Origin of the sequence: Shewanella sp. WE21 (assembly GCF_002966515.1) — a bacterium.
In the GTDB taxonomy this organism is placed as follows: domain Bacteria; phylum Pseudomonadota; class Gammaproteobacteria; order Enterobacterales; family Shewanellaceae; genus Shewanella; species Shewanella oncorhynchi.
Genome location: NZ_CP023019.1, coordinates 1870523 through 1886020, shown reverse-complemented (window position 1 = coordinate 1886020; position 15498 = coordinate 1870523). Strand labels below are relative to the sequence as shown.

15 protein-coding genes and 1 pseudogene are annotated in these 15498 nt (G+C 39.6%); 3 read left to right on the top strand and 13 right to left on the bottom strand.

The genetic code is table 11. From position 1 onward, the window contains the following. Positions 1 to 39: 39 nt before the first annotated feature. Positions 40 to 675 carry a recombinase family protein gene (locus tag CKQ84_RS08115; RefSeq protein WP_105250852.1) on the bottom strand — a complete coding sequence of 212 codons (636 nt, stop codon included), beginning with the start codon at positions 673 to 675 and terminating at the stop codon, positions 40 to 42. 199 nt (positions 676 to 874) lie between these two features. Here CKQ84_RS08115 and CKQ84_RS08110 point away from each other — a divergent pair, with 199 nt between their 5' ends. From CKQ84_RS08110 to CKQ84_RS08100, 3 genes and pseudogenes are all read left to right on the top strand, one after another. Further along, the gene (locus CKQ84_RS08110) at positions 875 to 1117 is read left to right on the top strand and encodes a type II toxin-antitoxin system ParD family antitoxin (protein ID WP_011074401.1); all 243 of its coding nucleotides are present in this window, start codon (positions 875 to 877) and stop codon (positions 1115 to 1117) included. Beyond that, positions 1110 to 1408 (top strand): annotated as a pseudogene (locus CKQ84_RS24185) (type II toxin-antitoxin system RelE/ParE family toxin). Before CKQ84_RS08110 ends, CKQ84_RS24185 begins: the two are co-directional and overlap by 8 nt. A 193-nt stretch (positions 1409 to 1601) precedes the next feature. Next, positions 1602 to 2507 carry a nucleotidyl transferase AbiEii/AbiGii toxin family protein gene (locus CKQ84_RS08100; protein ID WP_254053171.1) on the top strand — a complete coding sequence of 302 codons (906 nt, stop codon included), beginning with the start codon at positions 1602 to 1604 and terminating at the stop codon, positions 2505 to 2507. A gap of 512 nt (positions 2508 to 3019) precedes the next feature. Here CKQ84_RS08100 and CKQ84_RS08090 read toward each other — a convergent pair. The 12 genes from CKQ84_RS08090 to CKQ84_RS08035 all read right to left on the bottom strand — a co-directional run bounded on the left by CKQ84_RS08090 (position 3020) and on the right by CKQ84_RS08035 (position 15415). Then, on the bottom strand, positions 3020 to 3463 hold the full coding sequence (locus CKQ84_RS08090; RefSeq protein WP_158683024.1) for a hypothetical protein: 444 nt from the start codon (positions 3461 to 3463) through the stop codon (positions 3020 to 3022). A 218-nt stretch (positions 3464 to 3681) separates the two neighbouring features. Next, the gene (locus CKQ84_RS08085; RefSeq protein WP_254053170.1) at positions 3682 to 5178 is read right to left on the bottom strand and encodes a Fic family protein; all 1497 of its coding nucleotides are present in this window, start codon (positions 5176 to 5178) and stop codon (positions 3682 to 3684) included. A 136-nt stretch (positions 5179 to 5314) separates the two neighbouring features. Further along, the gene (locus CKQ84_RS08080) at positions 5315 to 5632 is read right to left on the bottom strand and encodes a hypothetical protein (RefSeq protein WP_158683022.1); all 318 of its coding nucleotides are present in this window, start codon (positions 5630 to 5632) and stop codon (positions 5315 to 5317) included. Positions 5633 to 6335: 703 nt separating this feature from the next. After that, positions 6336 to 6572, bottom strand: coding sequence for an SAVED domain-containing protein (locus CKQ84_RS08070; RefSeq protein ID WP_158683020.1), 237 nt, complete (start codon positions 6570 to 6572; stop codon positions 6336 to 6338). 142 nt (positions 6573 to 6714) lie between these two features. After that, positions 6715 to 7767, bottom strand: coding sequence for a hypothetical protein (locus tag CKQ84_RS23745; protein ID WP_158683018.1), 1053 nt, complete (start codon positions 7765 to 7767; stop codon positions 6715 to 6717). Next, a complete protein-coding gene (locus tag CKQ84_RS08060; protein WP_254053185.1) occupies positions 7676 to 8209 on the bottom strand; it encodes a type I restriction enzyme endonuclease domain-containing protein in 534 nt (177 codons plus the stop codon). Before CKQ84_RS08060 ends, CKQ84_RS23745 begins: the two co-directional genes overlap by 92 nt. Positions 8210 to 8508: 299 nt before the next feature. Next, a complete protein-coding gene (locus CKQ84_RS24000) occupies positions 8509 to 9042 on the bottom strand; it encodes an N-6 DNA methylase (RefSeq protein WP_254053169.1) in 534 nt (177 codons plus the stop codon). Positions 9043 to 9090: 48 nt separating this feature from the next. Beyond that, the gene (locus CKQ84_RS23995) at positions 9091 to 9282 is read right to left on the bottom strand and encodes a type I restriction-modification system subunit M N-terminal domain-containing protein (protein ID WP_254053168.1); all 192 of its coding nucleotides are present in this window, start codon (positions 9280 to 9282) and stop codon (positions 9091 to 9093) included. A gap of 100 nt (positions 9283 to 9382) precedes the next feature. Further along, entirely contained in the window at positions 9383 to 10945 is a 1563-nt protein-coding gene (locus tag CKQ84_RS08050) for a TnsD family Tn7-like transposition protein (RefSeq protein ID WP_105250848.1), read from the bottom strand. Positions 10946 to 11046: 101 nt separating this feature from the next. Beyond that, the gene (locus tag CKQ84_RS08045) at positions 11047 to 12465 is read right to left on the bottom strand and encodes an ATP-binding protein (RefSeq protein ID WP_105250847.1); all 1419 of its coding nucleotides are present in this window, start codon (positions 12463 to 12465) and stop codon (positions 11047 to 11049) included. Continuing rightward, positions 12462 to 14600, bottom strand: coding sequence for a DDE-type integrase/transposase/recombinase (locus CKQ84_RS08040; RefSeq protein WP_105250846.1), 2139 nt, complete (start codon positions 14598 to 14600; stop codon positions 12462 to 12464). The genes CKQ84_RS08045 and CKQ84_RS08040 overlap by 4 nt, the downstream gene beginning before the upstream one ends. Next, positions 14567 to 15415 (bottom strand): TnsA endonuclease N-terminal domain-containing protein, encoded by an 849-nt coding sequence (locus CKQ84_RS08035; RefSeq protein WP_105250845.1) that lies wholly within the window; start codon positions 15413 to 15415, stop codon positions 14567 to 14569. The genes CKQ84_RS08040 and CKQ84_RS08035 overlap by 34 nt, the downstream gene beginning before the upstream one ends. Positions 15416 to 15498: the final 83 nt, after the last annotated feature.

The following is a 15498-nucleotide window of genomic DNA, read 5'->3' as shown; positions in this document are numbered from 1 at the left end:
GGACGAAGCCCAATGGAACGAAAACGTACGCTAAGCTTCTTACCCCGCTGAACGCTCACTTGCCAGCTTCTTAGCAACCCGAATTACCGTTCTATCCGACACATTGGTGAGTTTGGCGGTATCGCTGATACTCAGCTTATTGATAACTCGTAGCTGATAGATTTTTTCGTGAAGATCTGTGTCTGCTTGCCGCCCCCGATATTTCCCTTCCTCTTTTGCTTTATTTATACCTTCAGCCTGTCTGCGGCGGCGATCTTGGTAATCTTTTCTCGCGATAGCGGCCAACATATCCATCATCATGCTATTTATCGCTTTGATCATCGATCCGGTAAATTCATCGGTGATTTGCGGAGATAGTGCGATATGGCTGGTTGGTAAATCCAAGCTAATCACTTTTAATTCTTTCTCGTGCAGCATTTCTTTTAATGTGAACCAGCTTTTCTCATCCAGACGAGAAAGACGATCGATCTGCTCTATGATGATTGCATCACCTTTTGCGGCATCATCAAGTAAACGAAGAAGCTCTGGTCTTTGCAGTGAGGCTCCTGATTCATTTTCAATATACCAGCCAGCGATACGAAACCCTTTATCCTGAACAAACTGTTGTAAAGTGCTCTGTGCACGTTTTGCGTTTTGATCGCTAGTTGATGCTCTAAGATAGCCAAAGATGTACATAATCCGACCTAAGTGACATTTAAGTTATGACCTAATATGGTGTGCCACATAGGTTATGACAAATATATAAAAACTGCTACTTTTTACATGTGATCATGAGGTATACCTTATTGTCATGGTGTGGTTAACATTACTTTGATTTGGTATCCAACATCATATATTATTGCTGTGTTAATTATTCACACAAATAGGTGGGAACATGTCACGGACTACTAGTGTTACTATCGGTTCACAGTTAGATGAATTTGTTGGTCAGCTTATTTCGTCAGGTCGCTACGGCTCGACAAGCGAAGTTGTTCGTTCTGCCTTACGACTATTAGAAAGACAAGAAAACCAGACCATAGCTTTGAAAATGGCGATTGAAGCTGGTGAGCAAAGTGGTGAATGTGCATTATCACTTCATGACATCGCTGCAATGGTGAAACAAAAGCACAATGTATAAACTTTCCAACCTTGCTGCCGAAGACTTTGAGCGAATTTTTGAATACACCTTATTGAACTTTAGTCTTAAGCAAGCGGATGACTATACAGTAAGTATGCATAACGCTTTGTTGGCAATCACTGAGCAGCCTCAATGGGGCATGAGTGCCCAGAAATTGCCAAAGAACTTCGACGTCACAATCATCATAAACATGCGATTTTCTATAAAAAACAGCCTTATGGGATCTACATCCTCCGCATCCTTCATCAACAAATGGAACCATTACGGCATTTTTATCCAGATACTGACTAAAGCCCAACGCGCCAAAAATGTAAAGTTAGCTTTTACATAGCTCAACTCTCTGTGAGCTTGTTGGATCATGGCTGTTTAATGGCACGCTAAGATGAATGCAAGCCCGTTGTTAGTTAATCTGAGTCGGCGGATCTGCTTATTGTCAATTAATGTGAGCCCATTTGAGCCGATATAATCGCGCCGAAGGGATTATGTGTGCAAGCCGCTACATGTAGCCTTTAAAGGTGGAACCGCACTCAGTAAATGTTGGGGTGCTATTGAGCGATTTTCAGAACACATTGATTTATCTATCCACTGGGCTGATTTATCCGGGTTATCTGAAGAGGATGAGTTGACCGCGTGGAAAACAAGCACTCAAAGCACTAGCCAAAATAGAAAGTTTAGAGATGCTCAACAAAAACGCTTAGTGCAGTGGAGCAATAACTTAGTTGAAACACTGAATGCTCGATTCGCCCAGTACAACATAACAGGGTTCTGCGCCAACGTTGAGCCTGACTCTCATGGTGAAAAAATTGATATCCATTTCCCGCGAGTCACCCATAGCGCTAATGACTATCAACTTGATCATATACTATTAGAATTTGGTGGTAGAAATCGCGGCAAACCAACGGAAGTCATCGATGTCGCATGCTACATGGATAGCATTACGGCTTTCCAATCCCTGGCATTGCCCAAAGCAAAAGTGATGGCATACCAGAGAAACTTTATTCTTTGGGAAAAATTAACGGCACTCCATCAATTTGCCACCCAAGAAAAGGAGCCTAATCCAAACAGACTCGCTCGACATTGGTATGATGTCGATTGCCTGTTAAGGATGGGATTTGCAGATCCTTATAATACGCCAGAGGCGATGCTGGCCGTCATCGAGATGAAAAAATACCGCTTCGCAAACCCAGGCGTCGATTACGAAACAATCCTTCAAGGACAGCTAATACTGATCCCAGCACCTAAAAGATTAGACGAGATAGCCAAGGATCACGCCCAGGCTATCGCGGGAGGGATGTTTTTTACCACACCGACATCGTTTGACAGCATAGTGATGCGCCTTAACGTCATACAAAACGACCTCAATCAGCATTTTGCTGCATTGCTCAAGTAGCATGAGCCTACGTGATCCGCACCGCTGGCGATCCGTCACACTCAGGTATGGCTGTCGAGCAGGATGAGTGTTGAAAAGAATATGCCTGAGATTCGCTTCAATGGATTTAGTGGTGAGTGGAAAACCTCCCAACGTTCTAAGCTTGCTTTCTTTAATCCTAAAGATGTAATGGCCAATGAGAACAAGCCATTACACCAGAACATAACCGCTGGCCCGTTTGAATTACACTAGCTTGAGCGGAAAACCTGCAGCTTTGAAATGCAGATGTTGTAAATTCAAGATACGAGCGGTTATGGGTAAACAGGTAAGGAACGTCGCGGCCAGAGGTGGTAGGCAGGCCTTTCCCTTCCTTATACACCCGAAAATCATCTACTAATGCTTTGGTAGCTGTAACGCGTGATAGAACCACTTAATGTGGTTTGTCGTTTATAGAAACGCGATATTCGAGGGTGAATGAGCACGTTGGATTCACACTTTCAAATGTGACAAAAAACGACTATAACTAGCTTAATTTATATCGGATAGTGTTCTTCTTCGTATGCTTCAACAAAAGAAACTAGCAGCTCAAGTTCATCACCTTCAGGTGAACCTGGCTCCGCATCGAATAAGGCTTCAATCCTTATTAAAGCCATTCTGTAATCGATTTCGGATGGTGTGCTTGATTCAGCAAGCACTTTAATGGCTTTAAGATTTTCACCATCAAGAGTTCCATTTTTATTAAAGCGCTCAGCCATTTTTAGCAATCTTTCCATTCGGGTTGCGTCGAAAACGTCATCTCTTTGAATTAGAAAATCGCTGTCAGCCTTATCCGTATCTTCAGAATAAGATCCCCAATCTCTTTCACTTGTAGTAGCGAGTTCATCAGCGTTTGCTGTATGGCGTGTTAGTCCTTCTAAAAGGTCTTTTTCTGACAACCGTTTTTTAACCATGGCACGCTTCTCGATTAAAAATGACATTAGATAATTTATAGCATAACTAATTACTGGCTTTAAGATAAGTTATGCGCCTGAAACTCGGAAAGGGGCAACTGCGCATTAAGATTGAGAACATCTACATTAAAAAATCTTGGGTTTACGCCACGTACAACGCAAAGGTATTCGACCACTTATGCCAAGTAGTATGTTCCATGCGATCTCATATGTCGGTCTTTACGTGACAACGCAGCAGATTATGTTTATACCAAAAAATATTCTGTCGCTTTACCCATTTTTTCACGTCCGAGTATTCCAGCAGTAACCATATCATCAAGTTTTTGCTTTACTGTGTTGTAACTTACCCCCAGTAATCTTTCAGTCTCTCTCGCTGTAATCGTAGGTTTTTTTCGATAACGAGGCTCACCAGCAACAAAGCCAATAATTTTTTTATCAATATCTTCTAAGCCAGAATACTGCTCGTCTAATTCATTCATTCGATATGCTGCACGTTCATATATAGACATAAATTCAGCAATGGCCAGATGGATAACACTTAACTGATATTTGATAAAATACGTTAAATCTAAGTTGTCATGCTCACAATCCAAATAGCTTTGACCATATTGAATTGGCGCTTTTTTCAATAATGCTGAAATCGCAATGTAACGGAATCCTGTATAGCCACACTTAAACATATACCAATAGAACAAAGCTCTTGCCACCCGACCATTACCATCAAGGAAGGGATGAACATAGCCGATCACAAAATGCAGAGTAATGGCCCGTATAACGGGATGAATCTGATCGTCAGTCGAGTTTAGCCAATTCGCTACCCGAGACAATAAGCGCTCAATAGCATCATGTTTTGGCGGCTGATGAACGGTTTCACCAATAGAGTTAACCACAACCACATTGTCTCGGATCCTAAATGCTCCCGATGCGTACTTTTTCTGTTCTAGAGTTTGGGTACCAACCTTATGCAGCTCTTGTATCAACCCAATACTGAGTGGCTCTTCTTTGAGATCCCACGCAGCCTGCATTAAATCAAAGTTCCCCGAAATCATGCGTTCGTCTTCTGTGCGAGGCTTACGCTTTTTCCTGAGCATTTCTTTTGCAAGAATAGTGGTTGTCGCGGCCCCCTCTAATTGACTACTGGATATCGCCTCATCATCAATTAAGTTGTTTTTTAAGTGCTCGAAATGCGCGCTCTCTCCTATCTGCTCAAGAATCCCAAGCATCGCACCATGAGTGGTATAGCGATCAATCTGCGATAAAACACGACTAAACTCATGCAGGTTATTGAATCGGCAATTTGTAATAAAATCTGGGGATTGTAACAACGCTTGATTGACGGACTCAGGCAGATCGGGCGGTAATGGCTTATCTTCTAATGGCGCTAGATTTATTAATGCGTTATTGCGAGACAACCGCATTAGCCACCAGCAGTATTTGGCGTCTAAGCCAGACTTGACTCTGCGCCTAAATTCATTAAATGAATGGTACTCATCAAGCAGGTAAATGTAGTCCTTGTATTTATTGGGATCATCACCCTGACTGCCAATCTCAAGTAAAACATCGCCTATCGTTTCAAAAGGACACTCAGGCGGAGATAAATACTTACCAGGCATGATTTTCATCTCAAAAAACAAATTTATTGAGATGAGATTAATCAAGTTAGTACAATTTAGCCAGCTTTTGTTACATAGAACCTCAGTCTCAACCTTACTGTCATAACGTTCATATGCTTCATTGGACAAGTACAGAACCACTAGCACCATCTTTCGCCACCCACTTATACAAACTGCTCGTCAATTGCCGACAGCATGATGGCCAGTTCATCAGCACGGGCAAGCACTGCTGTGGCACACTAACGTTGACCACCAAATAGCATCGCTAAGCCAGGTTATAATGCAACTTGTACGCAAACGAACAATAGCCGTATTCTTTTATCAGTCTTGCAACGTTAGGTACATTTTCACGTAAGACCTCAGCAGCATCAAATGCGGGCATATCAAGCTTATTGGCATCGTTTTCGGTCTCTATTTCAATTAGGCATTTTCTTATCTCATCGAATGAAAAAAACGTTAACCCTATTGAGAAGTAGGGACCCGCAAAGTCCTTAATCACTTCTTCAGTACCTGATGCAATGATGTAAGTTAGCCCTTCTCCTGTCGCAAAATACTCACCAAAACCGATAATGTTCTGCTTCATAACGCCTCTATTATTAAAAAAATGATCATCTGTATTAGTGTACTCATCAATCACATTGTTCGCTTAACTCACAAATTCAACAACCGAATCTCCCGCCTCAGGAACCAACATCTTCATGATTTTCATTGATTGCGGGGACAGCAAAAACCGATGCTGCTTAAAATTAGAACTCGAAAACGTCAACAGATCTACATCGAGGGGAAAACCTCTCATATAAAGAAACTCACGAGCCGCATAGCCTTAATGATGGTCGCTACGACATCATGATAAGACTCAACGGCAACATCCAGAGGAAAACGGCGCCATTGCGTACCAGGCGATTAACGCGAAAAGACAATACTTATTTCAATCAAGGATTACCAAAAATGAAGGTGTCAGTTCTCTGATAGATTCTAATAAAAATAGGGCTACTTACGCAGCCCAAATTCACTAACGCTTTTTATTAGACTGTGACAACACAGAAGCAGCAAGAGACTTGGTCACGTCGCTATACTTATCACTTTGCAGCACACCTGAAGCGACACTTTCCATTTCTGCACTGGTCTGATGCGATGCTCCAGTTTGACTCAGTACAGAACCTGCCAACGTTTTTTGGATTTGAGAAGAACCACTGTCCGTCAAAAATAGACGAAGCCAATGATGCCATCGTTGATGAACTTTGCTTTTTGTTAGTCATAATTGACTCCTTGTTTACGGTTTAACGTCAAGCAACAGACTTGAACTCGGTATGAATAATTACAGGCTCCTTTCCAGCTTCATTAGAGATCTTCAAATCCCACGGATATCTAACTACTTGGTGACGCTCGTATTGGTAAACGGAAATCTTGGGCAGATTCCGTTTGTCATAGGCCTGCCCAAATCTAAAAGCTATGCTATTTTGAGAAGTGACTCCTTCACCTGTAGCAAAATATTCACAAAAGCCAATAATGTCTTGCTTCATAATACTCCCGTCATGTCACAAAATGACTCACATTACAAACCAATGCCTTACTATCAAAAACAATTCTTAGAATAACTAATGTTCAAATATATATGGATCTTGGTATCTACTATCGTGCTTTTTCCATTTGATAAGTTCTAGCTTATAATCTAAAGCCAGATTCTGGATAGCTATGCGCTTGAATAATTTTGAGTTTCTGGTCACGAGACATATTTTTAATAGTTTCTCGTTTTTCTTCATAAGTGTAACTCTCGGCTCTTGTTACGTAATCTATTAATAAGTAATTATTATAATCACATTGCATTCTTAATGGAAAATATTCATCCGCGTACAATATTGTTTGATTAGCTGAACACCTGTCATACCGACAGTTTGAGCAACTTTGAAATTTAAGTTTATAAAAACTAATATGGATTGAAGTTTTGTTTATAAATTCTTTTTTAAAAGTAAATAATTCAGCAAACTTCATTATATCAAAATAACTCTGCTCTCTTGTTTCCTTTATCGTTTCATATATCTGTTGGAGAGTTCCTAATTGCCTTGTTGAAACATCTCTAACATGTATGTATCTATAATAATTGACAGGCAGAACGCTAGCCGTAAATAATACACGCCTCAAAATTTTTAACAGACACGGAGCGAATTGTTCTCTTTTAGATTGAGGCTCCATTAAAGACTCATTGCAAGGCATTACAATTGGAGGAATAAATTTTAATTGATGTATTTCAGCCAAGCCTTTTAAGCACCGATAGTAGGTAGACTCATTTATTTCAACTAAAGTCTCGTTATGCTCTAAACACTCCCTATTTCTTAACCAGCTATTTTTAAAATAATGAAAACCTAACATATTAAACTGCTCAAAAATGCAAGATTTACAATATCTAATTGGAAATGAATAATTGAAAAATGACGGCAGAGCTTTATGTATAAAAAAATCACGCAATCCTGAAATGCCATTAACAGACAATGAGAACATATTTTGTTTATGGCTAAAGAAATTAATTTCTTCAAGAAGACCATAAAATAGATTGCCTAGTTCAGATTGATAATATTGCAATGTACTATCTAAAAGAAAAGGCCTATTTTTCCACCCCCCTTTGGGATCAATTATATTTGAAAAATTTAAAACACCATTTACAACATGAGTTCTGAAAATAAAACTGTAAATAGATTCTTCTTTTTGAATTATAAGCAATTACACCCCAAAATTTATTTATATGTGTATACAATAAAACGTAAACACTCTGCCCTTGCCCTGAATATTTCTCATAAATGTGCATATAGATATCCGAACATATTTTTGGCCAAAAATCATCATCAAAGCTATCAGGCAATACATCCAACTTTTCTTCAATAAAGTTTCGAACTCTAGCTGTTCTTCGCTGCTTCTTACCCCAATCAATGACTAAAATCTCTTTCATATTATTAACCAACTCTTTAGCGATTTGCTTTACCTCATTTATCTCCTTTTCATTGAGAGGGACAACCATACTCATCAAATCAAAAACGGCCAGATCTTTTTCACTGAGACCTTCTCGCACAGTCCGTTTATCTTCATGATCAAGATATTGGATGTAATTTTTAAGCTCATTAAAGAACTCTTCAGCACTATATGTGGCTAAATTATATTGTTCGATTAACTCGAGAAACTTCTGGTGTAAATCTTGTCTGGACTTATTTTTAACATCATAACTTGGAGCTTACGTTCAATGATACTTTTCAAACGATCAGCATCTGATTTTTTTGGTTTCTTAATTTTATTAACCATTTCAGCCAAGGCATCGAAATCTATACCCGAAATATTGATAGGCTCCGGTAAATTACTTTTTATCTGAATAGTTGTTATAGCATCATCAAGCCATGTTGCTTACCGTCAGTTATCTCGCCTTTGGCTAACTCAAACGGATCTTCGTAATAAGAGTTCCCTTCACGAATATCACCTTGCAAGATGAACAGCTAGGTTCATTTTAGATAAACGTACTGTATCACCTATCTTCTCTTGGCCGAAGATGGACAATTCATCCGATGCGTTAGCGCCAGCAGTACCTGTAGTTGATCGGTTATGACTCGAGACGAAGTCTGCCGAACTGACAAACATACCTCCGCTACCACAAGCAGGGTCGAATACTTTGCCGCTATATGGTTCGATAATTTCAGTGATTAAACGAACTAATGCTGATGGTGTGAAAAACTCGCCACCGCCTTGACCTTCTGTTTTAGCAAACTCATTAAGGAAGTATTCATAGATACGACCGAATACATCTGAGCCCATGCCAAAATCAATAGCGGTAAAGTTTTTCAGTAGACCTTTTAGAATATCGTTATCGAAACGGGTATAGGTTTTAGGTAGGGCGTCTTTAATGGCTTCGTTTTCAACTTCTAACGCCTTCATGGCGTTATTGACGTTGAGACCAATATTCGCACCTTCTGGCAGTTCTAACAGGTTGCTATATAACGCTTCATCTGGCACATACATAGCGCCTTCGGCTTGAATACGTGATTTGATACTGCCAGTTGTTCAACGACGGCTTGAGCCATCATCGAGGCGTTGCTTAGCTTGAGTAAAGCGGTATTCAGCATAGCGTAAGAAGATAAGCCCCAAAATTGGACGAGAATATTCCTGAACGGTTAAACCGGTATTAGCACGTAAACTGTCTGCTGCGCTCCAGAGCTGCTTTTCAAGCTGCTCCATTTTTTTGAAATCTGCCATTTTGCTGAATTACCGAATAAAATATTAGGACCGATTCTATCAACAATTAGCCAATAAAAAATACTATTAAGATCGTAAATCTGTAATAGCAAAAGAAAAATTATGCTTGGATTAACTTATGATACGCATTCATTGTTAACGGCAACTTATGCTTCTTTTTTGTTAACCAATCATGACCACCTAGTCGTTTATCTAGTTGGGTTCGTGATAATTGATTGTTATGTTGTTGCATGATGGATATCACCTTATGAACCAACATGGCGTCACGTTCTTGCCAATCGACTCTTGGTTTAGCTACCGGCTTTTGAGCTATGGGAAGGTGTGATTCTAGCCATAATTTGTCATATGCATACAGCCAAAAGAAAGCGGCATTACATGAGGACTTAATCTGTTGTCGAATCGCCTTTGGATTACGCTTGATAAATCTGGTGATTTGAAGCTTGTATCTTCGTCTTTTAGACTCATGTCGGCATTGCTTACGCCATTGGACTAACTCAGGCGATGTGGATATTTGCTGCTCAACACTTCCAACAGATATACCCACTCGCATTGCAATTGCGTTTCGATGAAAGCCCTTTCTGGCGAGGAACATAATCTTAGATTTCATATCCCCTGTTATCTGTTTTGGTTTAAGGCTAACGGGGATATTAAGCCTTAATGCGAGAGCTTTAACATAACAACGGCTTTTACCAATAAGCCGCCCCACACTTGCCATCGATTCACCTTGATGCAGTAATTTAATGCACTTGCTTTCAAGTAGCTCTGCTGGATCGGAATCATTCGGCAAAGGATCATTATGTTCTTCACAAGGCAAATGCTTAGATAGCCAGAATCCCAACAAGAGGTATTTAAATGGATGTTGAGAAACCTTACCTGAAAGCAAATACGAAACATATCTAAAGTCTGTTGATGACTCAGGTAACAGATGTTGTGACTGGTAAGCTAGGTCTTGAGTAAATTGATAGAAATCTTCGACTAATCTTTTCCTACGAAAATGCCCATCTTTAGTAACAAAACCTAGTTTATCGAGATTGGCGATTATTTCTTTTACATTGAAGCTCTGATTATTTTTGCTTACACCGTTAAGGTAGCTCGCGGCATATTTTGCCAGCTCATAGCTAAGTAAACTGCTTTTTTGGGGGTTAAAATCCACTTGAGGTAAGAAACAATGGCTCAGCTTTGACCTTTCAACTAATGCGAGATGAACTAGCCATACTTGATGCTTATAGCAAGACTCGATACCTGGGATTTGATGAGGACGATGCCAATACGATGTACCAAACTCTTGGATATTTTCTATTGCACATTGGGGACAAAACTTAATAGATAAAGACTCTTTTTCTTTGACACTTGTTAACTGACAAGCCCTGATGGCATGAGCGGCATTACTAGACACTAACCCTGTGGAAATAGTTGATTGGTAAGATGGCAAGAAATGAATAAACAAGGGCGCAAGCGTCTGATCACTCATCAGTTCAACTGACGACTCCAGGCTAAATTTACTGAGTTGAGAAAGTCCGGCAGTCAAATAGGGGTGAATAGTTACCTTGTGATTATCGAATACAGTCGAGAGGTAATTCTCGATTGTCATGCCAGTTAAGGTGAAATGACGGACAAGACGGCTAAACAAGATTTCATTCGGAAAGGCTAGGGGAAGTATCATTCTTTCCCCCAAAATATATTATTAGTTACTCAGTAACTAAATTTTAGACGAAATTATGTAAATTGCAGTATTTAAGGTTGTGATAATCTTTTCAAAGGCTTTTAACACAGGTTATTTAACGGATCATCAAGCATTAATTTTTTTTGCCTCAAAAAGCTAATGGGATCTTCTAGCCCTGCGGCTTGTTGAAATATATCAGGATCTTTTATCCTATCGAGTAAATCAACTGCACCAAGTAACTCAATCAGTCTAGAGGAAAACTCTGGATGCTGCGGTTTTGTGATATCGCCTGTCTTATCAACGGTTAGCACTTTTTGCGTATCAACTTTCATACTGCGACGCTGTTTTCCCGTTGGTAACACAATAGAACTTATTAACTCTTTAACTTCATTGGTTTGTCGTGATAAACCACATGCAATAGCATTACCCGCTTCAAGGGTTGATACTGTAATTCTCTCATCGGCACAGCCTATCACTAAACGCTGCGCTTCTCGATAAGTACGGCTCGCCATATCAATATTACCTACAGATAGTAGGTGAAGGGAGTCATTAAGCTCATCTGTCAATTCTGTGTATACATTAGTCCACTGGTAGTTCCAAAGCTGGGCAATGAATGCATTCCACGAGGTACTTTCCTTCGCAAGAACTGACATTTTGTGATGATACCCGCTTTCAGCTCGTCTAGCGGCTTTTAGCTCTTTAACTAACGTCTGATCGAATGGAGGATTAGCAACAAAGAAAAGTGGTACTCCTAATTTGTTCACTAATCGATGCAAAAATTTAAGTAGATTATTCTCCCCCCCTGTTCGTTTAAACTGTAAATTTTGCATCTCATCAATAACTAACATTCCAAGAAAGCTAGATTTAATACACTGCTCTAATTGGCGAACCAGTGCACCAATTGTTCCTGCTGGTTTAGTCTTTTCTCTATCCAATGAAAGATCTAACGCTGCTAAAATCTCTTCACACAAATCTCTTACGCTTGAATTACTCGGGCAATCGACCTTTATCCAAACAACTTGCTTCCTAAGATTTAAAGGATGGTCTTTGTATGAGTCATGTTCAATTACGCTAGGAAAGTAATTCAGCACTTGCTCAAGCATAGATGTTTTGCCTACACCGCTTTCTCCAATTAGCGTTAAACCCTCTCCTTTGGGTTGAAAGAAGCCTGTTCTTGGCTCTATTTCTGGTCTTTCATCAACCAAATAATGCAAATACTGGGCAGTGGTTGGACTTAGTGGGTTTTTCGCTGAATATCCCTTTTTAATTGCTCTTTCTATCGCTCTAAAGCAGGCTTCATAGTCTGTCAAAGGTTGCCTAAGTTCTTCAATTCTATTTAAGTACTCATCTCTTACTAAAGGGTTTGGATGCTCAGCAATATCTTCTGCATAATCAGGATAATTGCTGAAGACTTCCATAACGGTTTCCCAGGAGCTCTTTGGGGGGAGCGCTTCAATTAATGGATTTCCTCGATGTTCCGGCAGTATTGCATCATGGTAAATTGCTTTAGTCGTTATCATGATGGATTTCCTTTTGTTTTTCTTTTCCTGCCAACTGGCAGAGAAACGACATTACCAACTATTTCATTTAATGACGTAGAATCGATAACGTTTTGTCTCTTTGTTTCTGCCTCGAGCACATTGGTTGTTGCTTTTAGCTCATCTTTGCGGTGTTGGCGGACATTTTTCGTTTTTTCAGCAAATGATATCTTTTCAGAGTTCTTGCTTCGTTCTTTAGCATGTTTAGACATCTGTTGACGACTTTGGTGATCATCAATAGATGCGACACTTATAGGTGCTAACTCTTTTTTTGAGTCTAACCAGTCTTGCATAAAGTCAGACTCATACATTGATTTATCTTTGAACATACGGCTACGAGGCAGCAGATGACAAAGTGTAAAACCATGATTTTTATCTAGCCTCACATAAATATGGTTTGTAGTATTCTCATCGATTCGTGCTTCTAATCGCCATTGACCAGACGATCGAGCAACCGATGCTAAATTACGTTCTTCAACTTCTAAACATGAATAATACAACCCATTAAAATATATACCACTGCGTGTCATACTGACTTCAGCCGGAGGAAGTAAACGAGCGATAACCTCATCAGGAAGTGCAGCTTGAAGCTCATGTTTATGCTTAGCAAGATGAATCTTCCAATAATTGATAGGGGTTGGTGATAAGTCATTTTCGACTAGTAATGGACTTGAAAAAGCTAGGTCGTTAAAAATAGACCTATTATGTTCTAGAATGGTTTTTATTATTTCAGTAGTCACTTCTTTCAAAGTGTAGATAGCATCCTTTCTTGGGTCACGACTACCTCTGACAATATCCCCCCCCCTCGTAGTCCCCAAAAATTCATGAATAACTTCTTTATTCAAAATATCAAAACGTTTCTCAACCACTCCTTTACGGTCCGGTCTGTAAGGAGGGGTAAACGAAAGCTTAGTCATCGGATTGAGTGCGGTCTTAGGCTGTAAGCCAATCATCTCACCATTATCGCAAACGAGTTCCTTTGGAATATGTGAGCAAGGCCATTCTGAATCATCGATATCTACACCAAACTCTTTGCAATAGCGAGATTTAGATAAAAAACTATTTGATAATGCTTGTCTAGCTGCACGCCATGAAGCATGGAAAAGCGATACATGCATGCCAACTATCATCCGGCTAGCTCTGTCGATAACAATGTAAATTGTTGGTCTACCTAATATATGCTGCGCCCCCAGTTCAGAAACAATATGAACATCTGCGACTGTTGCATCGATCTCAAAGTGAGTTCCAGGTAAATAGCTATCCTGAATGACACTCCCTAATAAACCTCTTTTATTCCTGAGGTGATCATTTTCTGTTGTCCGGCCCTTAATGAACTCATCTTGGCTAAATATTTTCTTTGACCAATAGCTAAACTGTTTAAGCGTTGGTACAGCAGGCGGTTTACCACACGCATTAGCAATGCGAACTTCATCAGCATAACTATCTATTAGCATGTAATTATAAGTTTTTGATAACGTCAAGCGAGTCTGCTTTAGGTAGTATTTTTTCAGTGCTTTCTTAAACTTACTTTTGTCGATATCAGTGATTATGTATTTAACCGCTCTTTCTACCGCCACTGTTCTTGGTTGTTTAGGTGCGCCGAGTGGCTTGTCTGTTGGTATCCTATCCTTTCCCGAACCGCCGCTTTTAGAAAATGCAGGAAGAAGAGCCATTTTCTCCTGACCGTAACGCCAATATTGCGATAAAAGTCGGGATAATGCTTTACGATCGATATCTACTTTTTTTGCATACTCTGCAAGATGTGGAACACGTTTTTTCGTCGCGTAATCAAAAACAAAAGCCCGATCTGAAACAATATTTTCAATAAGTCCATAGTTTTTATCTCTACGGGCAATATGTTCCTCAGGGATATTCTCCTCTGCGACCAAAAGAAAACTTGGTAAAGTAAACTCCGATTTTTTGGCTTTCTTACTTTTTATATGTTCAATAAATGCTTCCATAGAAAAAACCAAAGGCCGAGAGGTTGGCGATTCGGTATTAAGGGGGAATAGGACGACAGATGTAACATCGTGCATAATTTCTAAAACACGGTATAAACCATCTTCAGCTAAATCAGAGCCTTTTAACTCCCAAACACTGTTTCTAGGAAATTCCATTCGCTACGTCCTCTTTGCATATCTGCAATCGATTTAACATCTAAAATCCCTAATTCAGGAATATATGATGATAAATCCACATCAATGAACTTATCTGCGATTAAGTAACGAATAAGTAATTGAGCCTCATCGTGTGAAGCTATATTCATAGAAATCAATTTATTACAAAGATCTTCGAAAAAAAACTGGCCAACATTTATAACATTTAATGCGCTATTTATCTGTCCATCAGAAAAATAAGGTGGATTTTCACGGAACGGGGCTGTTACCCAGTCAAGATTACGACTTTGTACTTTGGTTAACTCATTGCCAGTGAAGTAGCTAAACCTAACTCCAAGCAGTTCCCAACAAACTCTTTCAATATCAATCTTTTCGAGCACTCGTTGTTTATCAGATTCGCTTTCAGGTTTAACAGAAACTGCGTGATATGAAATGCCTTGAATAGAATCAATCGTAAGCAACTGATCCGTTGTCATAATGATTGGTTCTTTAGTTTTGGGATGGATAGGGTGCTTAACACCCAACATACTCGCCACTTTCTGCGTGTAGTTAAGAGGTAAAATTGGAAACTGCTCTCTTATATCAACGACACTGTCGGAGAACTCCGCTAAATAGAAAAACTCACTCTCGATTGAGGACATCATATGATGACTTCTCTGAGACTTTCTTCCTAAAATTATCGATCTAGTACCATGACTTTTCACATCCTGAATTCTCAGCCACGGCTTATAATCGGAACCTTGCCCAATTCCATACTTATTTTTTAAGGCTCGTTGATAATCTGGCAAAGATTCAAGCTTTCTTCCGCGTGACATAACATTTCCTGATATATTCCATCCAGAAAAAGCATAGTATCAAAAGTCACTACGGGCAAACTTTATTGTCTGAAAATATTCTT

Bases quoted from the DNA above. Each gene is read 5' to 3' on its own strand.
- CKQ84_RS08070 (WP_158683020.1), bottom strand. From the start codon at position 6,572: ATGAAGCAAGACATTATTGGCTTTTGTGAATATTTTGCTACAGGTGAA.
- CKQ84_RS08110 (WP_011074401.1), top strand. From the start codon at position 875: ATGTCACGGACTACTAGTGTTACTATCGGTTCACAGTTAGATGAATTT.
- CKQ84_RS08035 (WP_105250845.1), bottom strand. From the start codon at position 15,415: ATGTCACGCGGAAGAAAGCTTGAATCTTTGCCAGATTATCAACGAGCC.
- CKQ84_RS08050 (WP_105250848.1), bottom strand. From the start codon at position 10,945: ATGATACTTCCCCTAGCCTTTCCGAATGAAATCTTGTTTAGCCGTCTT.
- CKQ84_RS23995 (WP_254053168.1), bottom strand. From the start codon at position 9,282: ATGGCAGATTTCAAAAAAATGGAGCAGCTTGAAAAGCAGCTCTGGAGC.
- CKQ84_RS08115 (WP_105250852.1), bottom strand. From the start codon at position 675: ATGTACATCTTTGGCTATCTTAGAGCATCAACTAGCGATCAAAACGCA.
- CKQ84_RS08040 (WP_105250846.1), bottom strand. From the start codon at position 14,600: ATGGAATTTCCTAGAAACAGTGTTTGGGAGTTAAAAGGCTCTGATTTA.
- CKQ84_RS08045 (WP_105250847.1), bottom strand. From the start codon at position 12,465: ATGATAACGACTAAAGCAATTTACCATGATGCAATACTGCCGGAACAT.
- CKQ84_RS08090 (WP_158683024.1), bottom strand. From the start codon at position 3,463: ATGTCATTTTTAATCGAGAAGCGTGCCATGGTTAAAAAACGGTTGTCA.
- CKQ84_RS08080 (WP_158683022.1), bottom strand. From the start codon at position 5,632: ATGAAGCAGAACATTATCGGTTTTGGTGAGTATTTTGCGACAGGAGAA.